The sequence below is a fragment of the Pseudomonas sp. BRM28 genome, from assembly GCF_002939405.1.
GTDB classification, from domain to species: Bacteria; Pseudomonadota; Gammaproteobacteria; order Pseudomonadales; family Pseudomonadaceae; genus Aquipseudomonas; species Aquipseudomonas palmensis.
In genome coordinates this window covers 2,130,892-2,144,068 of record NZ_PEFV01000001.1, presented here as the reverse complement: position 1 = coordinate 2,144,068, position 13,177 = coordinate 2,130,892, and the positions used below count along the sequence as shown (strand labels likewise).

Sequence of the window (13,177 nt, the reverse complement as noted above, 5' to 3'; positions counted from 1 at the left end):
CCCTGAGGCGTAAACGCTCAAGGGGTTTGGTGTGCGTCGGGCGTCGTGGCGACCCGGCTCGGGGCTTAGACGTTGAAGCGGAAGTGCATCACGTCGCCATCCTTGACGATGTAGTCCTTGCCTTCCAGACGCCATTTGCCGGCTTCCTTCGCGCCGCTTTCACCGTTGTACTGGATGAAGTCGTCGTAGGCGACCACTTCGGCACGGATGAAGCCCTTTTCGAAGTCGGTGTGGATCACGCCGGCCGCCTGAGGCGCGGTGGCGCCCACGCGAACGGTCCAGGCCCGCACTTCCTGCACGCCGGCCGTGAAGTAGGTCTGCAGGTTGAGCAGCGAGTAACCGGCACGGATCACGCGGTTCAGGCCTGGCTCTTCGAGGCCCAGGGCTTCGAGGAACATGTCTTTCTCTTCACCGTCTTCCAGCTCGGCGATCTCGGCTTCGATCTTGTTGCAGACCGGTACCACGATCGCGCCCTCTTCCTCGGCAATGGCCTTGACCACGTCCAGGTGCGGGTTGTCTTCGAAGCCGTCTTCGGCAACGTTGGCGATGTACATCACCGGCTTGCTGGTCAGCAGGTGGAAACCGCGTACCAGCGCCTTCTCGTCGTCGGCCATGGTCTTCATCAGGCTGCGCGCCGGCTTGCCTTCGGTGAAGTGCGCAATCAACTTCTCGAGGATGGCCTTTTGTGCCAGGGCATCCTTGTCGCCGCCCTTGGCGTTGCGCGCGACCTTCTGCAGTTGCTTCTCGCAGCTGTCCAGGTCGGCGAAGATCAGTTCCAGGTCGATGATCTCGATGTCGCGCTTGGGGTCGACGCTGTTGGAGACGTGAATCACGTTCTCGTCTTCGAAGCAGCGGACCACGTGGGCGATGGCATCGGTTTCACGGATGTTGGCCAGGAACTTGTTGCCCAGGCCTTCACCCTTGGACGCACCTGCCACCAGGCCGGCGATGTCGACGAACTCCATGGTGGTCGGCAGCACGCGGTTGGGCTTGACGATCGCAGCTAGGGCATCCAGACGTGGGTCGGGCATCGGCACGATGCCGCTGTTCGGCTCGATGGTGCAGAAGGGGAAGTTTTCTGCCGCGATGCCGGATTTGGTCAAGGCGTTGAACAGGGTGGACTTGCCGACGTTGGGCAGGCCGACGATGCCGCAATTGAAACCCATGGTGAATCCCTCTTCGTGGAGTCAGGCCTTTTGGCTGTGCAGCTCTCTCATCGCACGCGTCCAATCGCCGGCGAGGATGTCCGGCAGCACGCCGAGGGCAAAATCGATACTGGCATCGAGTTTTTCCTGCTCGGCGCGGGGCGCCTTGCCAAGGACAAAACCGGACACCTTGGTGCTGTCACCCGGGTGGCCGATGCCAAGCCGCAGACGGTGAAAGTCTTTGTTGTTGCCCAGCTGCGCGATGATGTCGCGCAGGCCGTTGTGCCCGCCATGGCCGCCGCCTTTCTTGAGCTTGGCGACGCCGGGGGGCAGGTCGAGTTCGTCGTGGGCCACCAGGATGGCATCTGGCGGGATGCGGAAGAAGTTCGCCAGTGCAGCAACGGCCTGGCCGCTGCGGTTCATGTAGGTGGTGGGGATCAGCAGACGAACGTCCTGGCCCTGATGGCTGAATTTAGCCGTCAGGCCGAAATACTTGCGGTCAGCGGTCAGGTTGACGCGCTGGGCGCTGGCAATGCGTTCCACGAAAAGAGCCCCTGCGTTATGCCGGGTCTGTTCGTATTCGGGGCCGGGATTTCCCAGGCCGACGATCAGTTGGATGGCGGTCACGTCAGGGGCTCTTCCTTGGAGTTGTGGGTTGCAGCGCGGGGCTGCAACCCGGTCAACGCCGGCGTGTCGAGTGGATTACTCGGCAGCGCCTTCTGCTTCAGGCGCAACACGCGGAGCGTGAACGTTTGCAACAGCCTTGTCATCACCGTGGGCCAGAGCGACGAACTCTACGCCTTTCGGAGCTTTGAGGTCCGACAGGTGGATGATGGTGCCGATTTCGGCCTTGGCCAGGTCGACTTCGATGAACTCAGGCAGGTCTTTGGCTTCGCAGGAAACTTCGATCTCCGACACTACGTGGGAGATTTCGCCGCCTTTCTTGACCGGTGCTTCTTCGTTGACGAAGTGCACAGGAACGATAGCGGTCAGTTTCTGGCCAGCAACAACGCGCACGAAGTCGGCGTGCATGATGAACTGCTTGGCTGGGTGACGCTGCAGGGCCTTGACGATGACGTTCTGCTTGGTGCCGTCAACGTTCAGTTCGATCACGTGGCTGAAGGCAGCTTCGTTTTCGAACAGCTTGGCGATTTCCTTGGCCACGATGGTCAGGGATTGCGCTTCTTTGTCACCACCGTAGACAACGGCAGGGATCTGGGCGGCGAGACGACGCAGGCGGCGGCTCGCACCTTTCCCCAGGTCGGTACGCGCTTGGGCGTTCAGAGTGAAATCAGTCATGTTGTTTCTCCAAAATAGCCAGACCCCGGCGGCGTTTGCGACCAGCGCCAAACCGGGGAGGGCAAAAAAGCCCCGCCCCAACAACCAGTGCTGGGGCGGGGCGCTTTACGTCAACGTGATCTCGCGAGGGCCAGGCCCTCAGCGGAACATCGCGCTGATCGATTCTTCGTTGCTGATGCGGCGAACCGCTTCGGCCACGACCGGTGCGATATCCAGTTGACGGATACGGTCACAGGCTTGTGCTGCAGCGGACAGCGGGATGGTGTTGGTCACCACCAGTGCGTCCAGCACGGAGTTTTCGATATTCTCGATCGCACGACCCGACAGGACAGGGTGCGTGCAGTAGGCGTAAACCTTTGCCGCGCCGTGTTCTTTCAGGGCCTTGGCCGCGTGGCACAGGGTGCCGGCGGTGTCGACCATGTCGTCGACGAGAATACACGTACGTCCTTCGACGTCGCCGATGATGTGCATCACTTCGGAGTGATTGGCCTTCTCGCGGCGTTTGTCGATGATACCCAGATCGACGCCCAGGGACTTGGCAACAGCACGTGCACGCACGACGCCGCCGATGTCCGGGGACACGATCATGAGGTTCTCGAAACGCTGGTCTTCGATGTCATCCACCAGAACGGGGGAGCCGTAGATGTTATCTACCGGAATATCGAAGAAACCCTGGATCTGGTCAGCGTGCAGGTCGACGGTGAGAACACGGTCGATCCCGACGACGGTGAGCATGTCGGCAACCACTTTGGCGCTGATAGCTACACGCGCCGAACGCGGACGGCGATCCTGGCGGGCATATCCGAAGTAAGGAATCACGGCAGTGATTCGAGACGCTGAGGAGCGGCGGAAGGCATCGGCCATCACTACCAGTTCCATCAGGTTATCGTTGGTTGGCGCGCAAGTCGGCTGAATAATGAAAACGTCTTTACCACGAACATTTTCATTGATCTCAGTGCTGATTTCGCCGTCGGAGAACTTACCGACAGAGACGTCACCGAGAGGGATATGCAGCTGACGTACGACACGCCGAGCCAGATCGGGGTTAGCGTTCCCCGTAAAGACCATCATCTTGGACACGCGCAGTACCTGAAGGCTGAGGGTATACCTGGATGAGTATAGGAAAATGGCAGGGGCGGCTGGATTCGAACCAACGCATGGCAGGATCAAAACCTGCTGCCTTACCGCTTGGCGACGCCCCTGTATCTGTTGCTGCGAGTACCTGATACTCGATTCCTAGAGCAGACCTTGCAGCGTGCGATGCAACATTGAGATGTTGCTTCCTTTAGCCACAAACCCTGTTTGGGTCTCTGTAAGAAGGGCCAAAACTTTATCAGCTTCAGCTTTGCTTGGGAAGGCCCCAAACACACAACTTCCAGTTCCGGTTAGCCTAGCATCCGTGAACTTACCTAGTAAATTCAGTGAGTTACGTACTTCCGGGTAACTCTGCTCTACTACCGGTTGGCAGTCATTACGACTGTTTCCCTTGGGAACGGGGCGCATCTTAATGGGCGGTGAATTACGTGTCAACAACGGATGCGAAAAAATTTCTGCTGTACTTACAAATACTTGCGGTACCAGCACGACGTACCAGGGTTCCTCGGGGTCGACGGGGGTGAGCTTCTCGCCCACGCCTTCGGCAAACGCCGCGTGCCCGCGCACGAAAACCGGCACGTCGGCGCCCAGTGTCAGGCCCAGCTCGGCCAGCTGGTCTTCGCTGCAGCCAAGCTGCCAGAGGTGGTTGAGACCGAGCAGGGTGGTGGCGGCATCCGAACTGCCACCGCCGATGCCTCCGCCCATGGGCAGTACCTTCTTCAGGTAGATGTCCACGCCCAGGGGGCAGCCGGTCAGTTGCTGCAGCTTGCGCGCCGCGCGCACGATCAGGTTGCTCTCGTGGGGCACATCCTTGAGGTCGCTGTGCAGGATGACCTGGCCGTCGTCGCGCAGGTCGAAACTCAGTTCGTCGGCATGGTCCAGAAACTGGAACAGCGTCTGCAGCTCGTGGTAGCCGTCGTCGCGGCGGCCGAGAATGTGCAGCATCAGGTTGAGCTTGGCCGGGGCCGGCAGGGTCAATCGGCTCATCATCAATGCCCCAGCTGGCGCGGTTGCCATTCCTTGACCACCACGGTCACGTCGAGGTCCTGACCGTGCAGCTTGAGGCGTTCGGGCAGCCAGTAGCCGTTCTGTTCGGTGTAGCTCAGGTACTCGACGCTCCAGCCGTCCTGCTTGAGGCTGGCCAGGCGGCTGTCGCCGTCCAGGGTCAGCTGGCTCTTGCTGTCGGGGGCGGGCAGGCCGCGTACCCACCACACCAGGTGCGACACCGGCAGTTCCCAGCCCAGTTGCTCGGCCAGCAGGCTTTCCGGGCTTTGTGCCTCGAAACGGCCCTGGTTGGCCACTTCCAGCACCACCTGGCCCGGACGGCCGGTGAGCCGTGCGGCGCCGCGACCCAGCGGGCCGGACAGGCGAATGTCGTAGTAGTCCTGGCGTTGCAGCCAGAAGAGGGTGCCACTGCCGGAGTCTTTCGGTGCGCGGATGCCCACCTTGCCGTTGATCTGCCAGCCGTCGAGGGTACTCAACTGCTGTTTGTGTTCACGCCACAGTTGCGCGTTGCCCTGGCCCTGCACGGCCTCGCGGGAGCCGAAGCTGGAACAGCCGGCAAGCACGGCGATCAGGCTGAAGGTGATGAAATGGCGCAGTAACATAAGCTTATAGAGTCTCGGATCCGGTCAGGCGCAAGACGGTCTTGCGCAGAATAGGGCTGTCGGGCTGGCCTTCGAAGGCCTTGGCCCAAACCTGGCGGGCTTCACGACGCTTGCCGTTGGCCCACAGCACTTCGCCCAGGTGCGCCGCGACCTCGTGGTCGGGGAAGCGCTCCAGGGCCTGGCGCAGCAGGCGCTCGGCCTCGTCCAGGTTGCCCATGCGGTAGTTGACCCAGCCCAGGCTGTCGAGCACGGCCGGGTCTTCGGGGTTGATCTGCAGGGCTTTCTCGATCAGGCCCTTGGCTTCGGCATAGCGGGTGGTACGGTCGGCCAGGGTGTAGCCCAGCGCATTGAGCGCCATGGCGTTTTCCGGTTCGCGCTGCAGGATGCTGCGCAGGTCCCTTTCCATCTGGGCCAGGTCGTCGCGCTTCTCGGCGAGCATGGCACGGCTGTACAGCAGGCTCAGGTCGTCCGGGTACTGCCGGATCGCTGCCTGCAACACCTGCATGGCCTGGGCGTCCTTGTCATTGTTGCCAAGGGTTTCGGCCTCGATCAGGTACAGCTGGATCGCGTAGTCCGGCTGCGCCTCGCGGGCTTCGGCAAGGCGCCGGCTGGCCTCGTCGGTGCGCCCGTTGGCAATCAGGATGTCGGCCTGGCGCAGTTGCGCGGGCAGGTAGTCGTTGCCAGGGCCGACCAGGGCGTACTCGGTCAGGGCCGCTTCGGAATCGTTGCGCTCTTCGAAGATGCGCCCCAGGTTCAGGTGCGCCGCATCCACGTGGCTGTCGCGCTCGATCAGTTCCTGCAGGTAACTGGTGGCTTCGTCGAGCGCCTTGGCCTCGATGCTCACCAGCGCCAGCGAATAGCGCAGTTCGTCGTCTTCGGGGTATTGCTGCAGCAGGTTGGCGAACTCGACCTTGGCGTCGTCGATGCGGTCCTGCTCCACCAGGGTGCGCGCGTAGGTCAGGCGCAGGCGCTTGTCGTCGGGGTTGCGGGCGATGGCCTTGCGCAGCAGCGGCAGGGCTTCGGGGCCACGGTCGAGCGATTGCAGCAGGCGCGCGCGCAACAGGATCGGGGCAATTTCACCGTCCGCCGGCGGGTGGGCTTCGAGCAGCGCCAAGGCGGCCTCGGACTTGCCGTCCTGCTGCAGCAGCAGGGCCTTGCCGAACACCAGCTGGCTGTTGTCGGGGTACTTTACCAGCAGGCGGTCGAAACTTTTCTGCAGGCCGTCGCGGGTGTCCTGGTCGGTTTCGGCCGCCGACAGCGCGAGAAAGTCGAAATGCGTGTCGCCCTGACCCTGCAGCACCTTCTCCATGAACACCATCGAATCGTCATAGCGTCCGCTGCGCGCCAGCTGGATGGCGGCGGCGCGTTGTGCGTCGAGGTTCTCGGGGTCGTTCCTGGCCCATATCAGTGCGGTATCGAGGGCGGCCTGATCGGCGCCCAGGTACTCGGCAATGCGAAATGCCCGCTCGGAAATGCCCGCGTCCTGGGTCTTGATCGCCTGGGTGACGTAGTTGTCCAGGGCGATATCGAAGCGGTTGCGCTGCCCGGCGAGCTCGGCGGTCAACAGGCTGTACACCGTGTCCTGGGTGAACGAGCCGTACACCGTGGGCTTCTTGGCCTCGGCGACCGTGGCCGCATCGTCGGCAGGCGCCGTGGCGTCCCGGGCGCCCGGGGTCAGCGTCTGGCAACCCTGGAGCAAGGCAAAGGCGAGGAATAACGCGGAAGATCTATTCATAGGGAGGATTTGGGCGGCTTACCTGCGGTCGGATCATCATGACACAAGGATCATGGCAAACCCATCGTCGATGGGGCTTTTGGATACAGACTATAAGAGACAATAACGAGCGGTGGTTGTTCTCTATCCGGCGAAGTAGGACAATTATCGGCTTCTCGTCACAATCAGCGACCTTGAATGGCCTTTCTTGCCCTCGGTATCAACCATAAGACTGCCTCGGTAGACGTACGCGAGCGCGTGGCGTTTACGCCCGAGCAGCTGGTCGAAGCCTTGCAGCAGCTGTGTCGACTGACCGCCAGCCGCGAAGCTGCGATCCTTTCGACCTGCAATCGCAGCGAACTGTACATCGAACAGGATCACCTGGCGGCGGACAGCGTACTGCGCTGGCTGGCCGATTATCACAAGCTGAGCCTGGATGAACTGCGCGCCTGCGCCTATATCCATGAAGATGATGGCGCCGTGCGGCACATGATGCGGGTGGCCTCCGGGCTCGACTCGCTGGTGCTGGGCGAGCCGCAGATCCTCGGCCAGATGAAATCGGCCTATGCCGTGGCGCGCGAGGCCGGCACCATCGGCCCGCTGCTGGGGCGCCTGTTCCAGGCGACCTTCAGCGCCGCCAAGCAGGTGCGTACCGATACCGCCATCGGTGAAAACCCGGTGTCGGTAGCATTTGCCGCCGTGAGCCTGGCCAAGCAGATCTTCAGCGACCTGGGCCGCAGCCAGGCCCTGCTGATCGGTGCCGGCGAAACCATCACGCTGGTGGCGCGACACCTGCACGAACAGGGCGTGCGCCGCATCGTGGTGGCCAACCGCACGCTGGAGCGCGCCAGCACCCTGGCCGAGCAGTTCGGTGCCCATGCGGTGCTGCTGTCGGACATCCCGCAGGAGCTGGTCAACAGCGATATCGTGATCAGTTCCACTGCCAGCCAGTTGCCGATCCTGGGCAAGGGCGCGGTCGAGAGTGCGCTCAAGCAGCGCCGGCACAAGCCGATCTTCATGGTCGACATCGCCGTGCCCCGCGACATCGAGGCGCAGGTGGGCGAGCTGGACGACGTGTACCTGTACACCGTCGACGACCTGCACGATGTGGTGGCCGAAAACCTCAAGAGCCGCCAGGGCGCCGCCCAGGCCGCCGAAGAGCTGGTCACCGTGGGCGCCGAGGACTTCATGCTGCGCCTGCGCGAGCTGGCTGCGGTGGATGTGCTCAAGGCCTACCGCCAGCAGAGCGAGCGCCTGCGCGACGAAGAGCTGCAAAAGGCCCAGCGCCTGCTGGCCAACGGCAGCAACGCCGAAGAGGTGCTGGCGCAGCTGGCCCGCGGCCTGACCAACAAGTTGCTGCACGCGCCGAGCGTGCAACTGAAAAAGCTGTCTGCCGAAGGCCGCCTCGATGCGCTGGCCATGGCCCAGGAACTCTTTGCCCTCAACGAGGGCTCCACGGATAAAACCCCGCAATGAAAGCGTCACTGCTGAATAAACTGGACACGCTCCAGGACCGTTTCGAGGAATTGACCGCCCTGCTGGGTGACGCCGAAGTGATTTCGGACCAGACGCGCTTCCGTGCCTACTCGCGCGAATATGCCGAGGTCGAGCCCGTGGCACAGACCTACGCGCAGTGGCGCAAGGTGCAGGCTGACCTGGAGGGTGCCCAGGCCTTGCTCAAGGACAGCGACCCGGACCTGCGCGAAATGGCGGTCGAAGAAGTACGCGAGGCCAAGGAGCAACTGGCCGCTATCGAAGGGCAACTGCAACGCATGCTGCTGCCCAAGGACCCCAACGACGGGCGCAACGTGTTCCTCGAGATCCGTGCCGGCACGGGTGGCGACGAGGCGGCGATCTTCTCCGGCGATCTGTTTCGCATGTACTCGCGTTATGCCGAGCGTCGCGGCTGGCGCCTGGAAATCCTCTCCGAGAACGAGGGCGAGCACGGCGGCTACAAGGAAATCATCGCCCGCGTCGAGGGCGACAGCGTGTACGGCAAGCTCAAGTTCGAGTCTGGCGCACACCGCGTGCAGCGGGTGCCGGAAACCGAGTCCCAGGGCCGCATCCACACCTCCGCGTGCACCGTGGCGGTGCTGCCCGAGCCCGACGAGCAGGTGGCCATCGAGATCAACCCGGCCGACCTGCGGGTGGACACCTACCGCTCCTCCGGCGCGGGCGGCCAGCACGTGAACAAGACCGACTCGGCCATCCGCATCACCCACTTGCCCACCGGCATCGTGGTCGAATGCCAGGAAGAGCGCTCGCAGCACAAGAACCGCGCCCGTGCGATGTCCTGGCTGTCGGCCAGGCTCAACGACATGCAGACCAGTGCCGCGCAGAACGCGATCGCCAGCGAGCGCAAGCTGCTGGTGGGCTCGGGTGACCGCTCCGAGCGTATCCGTACCTACAACTATCCACAGGGCCGGGTGACCGATCACCGCATCAACCTGACCCTGTATTCGCTGGATGAAGTACTGGCGGGCGGCGTCGATGCGATCATCGAGCCGCTGCTGTCCGAATACCAGGCCGATCAACTGGCCGCACTGGGTGAGTAAATGACCATCATTGCCAGCCTGCTGCGCGGGGCGCAGCTACCCGACTCGCCCACCGCGCGCCTGGATATCGAGCTGCTGCTGGCTGCGGCCATCGGCAAATCGCGCAGCTACCTGCACACCTGGCCCGAGCGCATCGTCAGCAGCGAAGCGGCCGCAACCTTCGCCACCTACCTGCAGCGGCGCAGCGAAGGCGAGCCGGTGGCCTATATCCTCGGCCAGCAGGGCTTCTGGAAGCTTGACCTGGAAGTGGCCCCGCACACGCTGATCCCGCGGCCGGACACCGAGCTGCTGGTGGAGGTCGCCCTTGAGCTGCTGCCGGCAACGCCATTGCAGGTGCTCGACCTGGGCACCGGCAGCGGCGCCATCGCCCTGGCCCTGGCCAGCGAGCGCGGCGGCTGGCAGGTGACGGCCGTCGACCGGGTGCCCGAAGCCGTGGCCCTGGCCGAGCGCAACCGCCAGCGTTTGCAGCTGGACAACGCCAAGGTGCTTGCCAGCCACTGGTTCGACGCCCTGCAAGGGCAGCGCTTTGCGCTGATCGTCAGCAATCCGCCCTACATCGCCGAGCAGGACCCGCACCTGGCGGCCGGCGACGTGCGCTTCGAGCCCAGCAGTGCGCTGGTGGCCGGCAGCGACGGGCTCGACGACCTGCGCCAGATCATCACACAGGCCCCGCAGCACCTGCTGCCCGGCGGCTGGCTGCTGCTGGAACATGGCTATGACCAGGCTGCAGCGGTGCGCGAACTGCTGGCGCGACACGGGTTCGAGCAGATCCAGAGCCGCACCGACCTTGGCGGCCATGAGCGCATCAGCCTCGGGCGCCTGGCATGCTGAACGACGAGGAGCTGTTGCGCTACAGCCGGCAGATCCTGTTGGCCCAGGTGGATATCGACGGGCAGTTGCGCCTCAAGGGCAGCCGGGTACTGATCGTCGGCCTGGGCGGCCTGGGTTCGCCGGTGGCGCTGTACCTGGCGGCGGCCGGGGTCGGCGAGCTGCACCTGGCCGACTTCGACACGGTCGACCTGACCAACCTGCAACGCCAGGTGATGCACGACACGGCCGCCGTGGGCCTGAGCAAGGTCGATTCGGCCATGGCCCGGCTGCAGGCGATCAACCCGCAGGTCGCCCTGGTTGCCCATCGCCAGGCCCTGGATGACGACTCCCTGGCCCAGGCGGTGGGGGCGGTCGACCTGGTACTGGACTGCTGTGACAACTTTGCCACCCGCGAGGCGGTGAACGCTGCCTGCGTCGCGGCCGGCAAGCCGCTGGTCAGCGGTGCGGCCATTCGCCTGGAAGGCCAGCTGTCGGTGTTCGATCCGCGCAACCCGCTCAGCCCCTGCTACCACTGCCTGTACGGGCATGGCAGCGAAGCCGAGCTGACCTGCAGCGAAGCCGGTGTGCTCGGCCCGCTGGTAGGCCTGGTGGGCAGCCTGCAGGCGCTGGAGGCCTTGAAGCTGCTGGCCGGGTTTGGCGAGCCGCTGGTGGGTCGCCTGCTGCTTGTCGATGCCCTGGGAACGCGGTTTCGCGAGCTGCGGGTCAAGCGCGACCCGGCCTGCAGCGTGTGTGGCGCCGGCCATGCGTGAAGCGCCTGTCGGGGTGTTCGATTCCGGCGTGGGCGGGCTGTCGGTGCTGGCGGAAATCAGCCGCCTGCTGCCCGACGAGTCGCTGCTGTATGTGGCGGACTGCGGGCATATTCCCTATGGCGAGAAGTCGCCCGAGTTCATCCGCCAGCGCTGCCGCCTGGTAGCCGAGTTCTTTCAGCAACAGGGCGCCAAGGCCATGGTGCTGGCCTGCAACACCGCCACCGTGGCGGCGGTGGCCGATCTGCGCGAGCGCTACCCGCACTGGCCGCTGGTGGGCATGGAGCCGGCGGTAAAGCCGGCGGCAGCGGCCACCCGCAGTGGCGTGGTAGGGGTGCTGGCAACCACCGGCACCCTGCAGAGCGCCAAGTTCGCCGCGTTGCTGGATCGCTTTGCCAGCGACGTTCGTGTAGTTACCCAGCCGTGCCCGGGGCTGGTGGAACTGATCGAGGCGGGCGACCTGGACAGCCCCGCACTGCGCCAGTTGCTGCAGGGCTATGTCGAGCCGCTGCTGGCCGCCGGCTGCGACACCCTGATCCTGGGCTGCACCCATTACCCCTTCCTGAAACCGCTGCTGGCGCACATGGTGCCGCCGGCCGTGGCCATCATCGATACCGGCGCTGCGGTGGCCCGGCAACTCCAGCGTTTGCTGGGTGAACGGGACCTGCTGGCCCACGGCCCGGCGCAGCCTGCGCATTTCTGGACCAGCGGCAGTCCGGCACATTTGGTAAAGATTCTGCCGATGTTGTGGAATAAATCTGACAGTGTGCGAAGCTTCGACTTGTAAAAAAACTGTGAAAAATGCATTTTTTTCCTGAACTATCGTACTACTGCCGATTTCTATTCAATCGTCTGATGAGACACAAAACCACAACAGCATTTAGGAAAAGGGACGTTTCTCATGAAGAAACTGCTTTGCTTGGCTGCGATTGCAGCCGTTACCCTGGGGCACTCTTTCACCGCAAACGCCGCTGACGCCTCGTTTTCCGTAGGGCAGACCGGTGACTCGACCATGGTCTATCGCCTTGGGCTGCAGTCCAACTGGGACGCCAGCTGGTGGCAGACCAGCGTCGGCCGCGTGACCGGCTACTGGGACGGTGCCTACACCTACTGGGACGGCGACAAGACTTCCAGCAACCACAGCCTCTCGTTCGCGCCCGTGTTCGTCTACGAGTTCGCCGGTGAGTCGGTCAAACCCTACATCGAGGCGGGTATCGGTGTAGCGGCCTTCTCCAGCACCAAGCTTGAAACCAACAAGCTCGGCTCGTCGTTCCAGTTCGAAGACCGCATCGGGTTCGGCTTGCGCTTCGCGGGCGGACACGAGGTAGGCGTGCGCGCCATCCACTATTCGAACGCGGGCCTGCAAAGCCCCAACGATGGCGTGGAAAGCTATTCGCTGCACTACCGCATGCCGCTCTGACGGTCGGCCGGTACCCTGCACCACGAAAAAGGCCCTGACTTGCGTCAGGGCCTTTTTTCATTTTGGCAGCGGCCACAGCTCATTGACCGCCAGCGCCTGCAGGGTCAACTGCTGCGGGCGTTCGCCCAGGCGTTGCAGGATGGCGCTGGCAGCCGAACTGGCGTCCCACTCATCCGGGATGGCAGTGGGTGTGTTCATGCCCTGTGCAGGTGTCTGAGGGGCCACGATGGTCAGGTCGATGCCGTGTGCGACCAGCAGGGGGCGGGCGTCTTCGAACAGTGACGCGATGCTGTTGGCAGGGCGCCGCGGCTGGCCGGGCTCGCCCAGCTGCAGGGCAGAGTACGCACTGAGAATCCCCACCACCTGCGGGGCGCGCCCCTTGTCCAGAAGGGGGAGCGCGCCATCGAGGCAGTGCGAGGCGGCGGCCAGGTTGCTTCGCACCACGTCCTGCAGCAGTGTCTGGGTAATCGGCAACGGCAGGTAGTCGCAGGTGCCGGCGTTGACGATCAGGCCGTCGATGGCCTGCCATTGTTCGGTCAGGGTGGCGCAGGCGCGCCTGGCCTGCGGCAACTGGTGCAGGTCGCCGGCAAGCACAAGGACCCTACCGGGATAGTCGGTCTCAAGGGGGTGTGCATCGTCGCGATTGCGAACACTGAGCGCCACCTTGCAGCCCTGTTCAAGCAGCGCCTCTGCCAAGGCATGCCCAAGTCCGTTGCTGGCACCGGTAATCCAGATGCGCCGAGGTCGATCACTGCTCAAGATCCT

Annotated in this window: 14 protein-coding genes and 1 tRNA gene; 6 read left to right on the top strand and 9 right to left on the bottom strand. The window is 63.7% G+C overall.

Annotated elements, in window-relative coordinates; translation table 11 throughout:
* Window positions 1-65: 65 nt before the first annotated feature.
* The 8 genes from ychF to CR917_RS10270 form a co-directional block, all read right to left on the bottom strand.
* A complete protein-coding gene (gene ychF / locus CR917_RS10305) occupies window positions 66-1,166 on the bottom strand; it encodes a redox-regulated ATPase YchF (RefSeq protein ID WP_054916246.1) in 1,101 nt (366 codons plus the stop codon).
* Window positions 1,167-1,187: 21 nt separating this feature from the next.
* Window positions 1,188-1,772, bottom strand: coding sequence for an aminoacyl-tRNA hydrolase (gene pth, locus CR917_RS10300; protein WP_043864326.1), 585 nt, complete (start codon window positions 1,770-1,772; stop codon window positions 1,188-1,190).
* Between the two features lie 75 nt (window positions 1,773-1,847).
* Complete coding sequence (locus tag CR917_RS10295) at window positions 1,848-2,444, bottom strand: 50S ribosomal protein L25/general stress protein Ctc (protein ID WP_043864327.1); 597 nt, start codon at window positions 2,442-2,444, stop codon at window positions 1,848-1,850.
* A 138-nt stretch (window positions 2,445-2,582) separates the two neighbouring features.
* Entirely contained in the window at window positions 2,583-3,524 is a 942-nt protein-coding gene (locus CR917_RS10290) for a ribose-phosphate pyrophosphokinase (RefSeq protein ID WP_010225730.1), read from the bottom strand.
* A 47-nt stretch (window positions 3,525-3,571) separates the two neighbouring features.
* Window positions 3,572-3,646 (bottom strand) — tRNA-Gln (locus CR917_RS10285).
* Between the two features lie 34 nt (window positions 3,647-3,680).
* On the bottom strand, window positions 3,681-4,529 hold the full coding sequence (gene ispE, locus CR917_RS10280) for a 4-(cytidine 5'-diphospho)-2-C-methyl-D-erythritol kinase (RefSeq protein WP_043864328.1): 849 nt from the start codon (window positions 4,527-4,529) through the stop codon (window positions 3,681-3,683).
* Window positions 4,529-5,146, bottom strand: coding sequence for a lipoprotein insertase outer membrane protein LolB (gene lolB / locus CR917_RS10275; RefSeq protein ID WP_043864329.1), 618 nt, complete (start codon window positions 5,144-5,146; stop codon window positions 4,529-4,531). The genes ispE and lolB overlap by 1 nt, the downstream gene beginning before the upstream one ends.
* A 4-nt stretch (window positions 5,147-5,150) precedes the next feature.
* Window positions 5,151-6,881 (bottom strand): tetratricopeptide repeat protein, encoded by a 1,731-nt coding sequence (locus CR917_RS10270; protein WP_054916245.1) that lies wholly within the window; start codon window positions 6,879-6,881, stop codon window positions 5,151-5,153.
* A gap of 177 nt (window positions 6,882-7,058) precedes the next feature.
* Here CR917_RS10270 and hemA point away from each other — a divergent pair, with 177 nt between their 5' ends.
* From hemA to CR917_RS10240, 6 genes are all read left to right on the top strand, one after another.
* The gene (gene hemA, locus CR917_RS10265; protein WP_043864331.1) at window positions 7,059-8,336 is read left to right on the top strand and encodes a glutamyl-tRNA reductase; all 1,278 of its coding nucleotides are present in this window, start codon (window positions 7,059-7,061) and stop codon (window positions 8,334-8,336) included.
* A complete protein-coding gene (prfA, locus tag CR917_RS10260) occupies window positions 8,333-9,415 on the top strand; it encodes a peptide chain release factor 1 (RefSeq protein ID WP_054916244.1) in 1,083 nt (360 codons plus the stop codon). The genes hemA and prfA overlap by 4 nt, the downstream gene beginning before the upstream one ends.
* Window positions 9,416-10,246: a peptide chain release factor N(5)-glutamine methyltransferase gene (prmC, locus tag CR917_RS10255; RefSeq protein WP_058540645.1), complete on the top strand. Its 831-nt coding sequence runs from the start codon at window positions 9,416-9,418 to the stop codon at window positions 10,244-10,246.
* The gene (locus CR917_RS10250; protein WP_054916242.1) at window positions 10,240-10,995 is read left to right on the top strand and encodes a molybdopterin-synthase adenylyltransferase MoeB; all 756 of its coding nucleotides are present in this window, start codon (window positions 10,240-10,242) and stop codon (window positions 10,993-10,995) included. Before prmC ends, CR917_RS10250 begins: the two co-directional genes overlap by 7 nt.
* Window positions 10,988-11,779 (top strand): glutamate racemase, encoded by a 792-nt coding sequence (gene murI, locus CR917_RS10245; protein ID WP_104573154.1) that lies wholly within the window; start codon window positions 10,988-10,990, stop codon window positions 11,777-11,779. The genes CR917_RS10250 and murI overlap by 8 nt, the downstream gene beginning before the upstream one ends.
* Before the next feature lie 114 nt (window positions 11,780-11,893).
* Window positions 11,894-12,412, top strand: coding sequence for an acyloxyacyl hydrolase (locus CR917_RS10240; RefSeq protein WP_043864335.1), 519 nt, complete (start codon window positions 11,894-11,896; stop codon window positions 12,410-12,412).
* A 57-nt stretch (window positions 12,413-12,469) separates the two neighbouring features.
* On the opposite strand, the gene CR917_RS10235 is transcribed toward CR917_RS10240, so the two are convergent.
* Complete coding sequence (locus CR917_RS10235) at window positions 12,470-13,171, bottom strand: SDR family oxidoreductase (RefSeq protein WP_158255585.1); 702 nt, start codon at window positions 13,169-13,171, stop codon at window positions 12,470-12,472.
* Window positions 13,172-13,177: the final 6 nt, after the last annotated feature.

Excerpts from the sequence above, each read along its gene's own strand:
- ispE (WP_043864328.1), bottom strand. The coding sequence starts at position 4,529 with ATGATGAGCCGATTGACCCTGCCGGCCCCGGCCAAGCTCAACCTGATG.
- CR917_RS10295 (WP_043864327.1), bottom strand. The coding sequence starts at position 2,444 with ATGACTGATTTCACTCTGAACGCCCAAGCGCGTACCGACCTGGGGAAA.
- prmC (WP_058540645.1), top strand. The coding sequence starts at position 9,416 with ATGACCATCATTGCCAGCCTGCTGCGCGGGGCGCAGCTACCCGACTCG.
- prfA (WP_054916244.1), top strand. The coding sequence starts at position 8,333 with ATGAAAGCGTCACTGCTGAATAAACTGGACACGCTCCAGGACCGTTTC.
- CR917_RS10270 (WP_054916245.1), bottom strand. The coding sequence starts at position 6,881 with ATGAATAGATCTTCCGCGTTATTCCTCGCCTTTGCCTTGCTCCAGGGT.
- CR917_RS10240 (WP_043864335.1), top strand. The coding sequence starts at position 11,894 with ATGAAGAAACTGCTTTGCTTGGCTGCGATTGCAGCCGTTACCCTGGGG.
- lolB (WP_043864329.1), bottom strand. The coding sequence starts at position 5,146 with ATGTTACTGCGCCATTTCATCACCTTCAGCCTGATCGCCGTGCTTGCC.
- ychF (WP_054916246.1), bottom strand. The coding sequence starts at position 1,166 with ATGGGTTTCAATTGCGGCATCGTCGGCCTGCCCAACGTCGGCAAGTCC.
- hemA (WP_043864331.1), top strand. The coding sequence starts at position 7,059 with ATGGCCTTTCTTGCCCTCGGTATCAACCATAAGACTGCCTCGGTAGAC.
- murI (WP_104573154.1), top strand. The coding sequence starts at position 10,988 with ATGCGTGAAGCGCCTGTCGGGGTGTTCGATTCCGGCGTGGGCGGGCTG.
- CR917_RS10250 (WP_054916242.1), top strand. The coding sequence starts at position 10,240 with ATGCTGAACGACGAGGAGCTGTTGCGCTACAGCCGGCAGATCCTGTTG.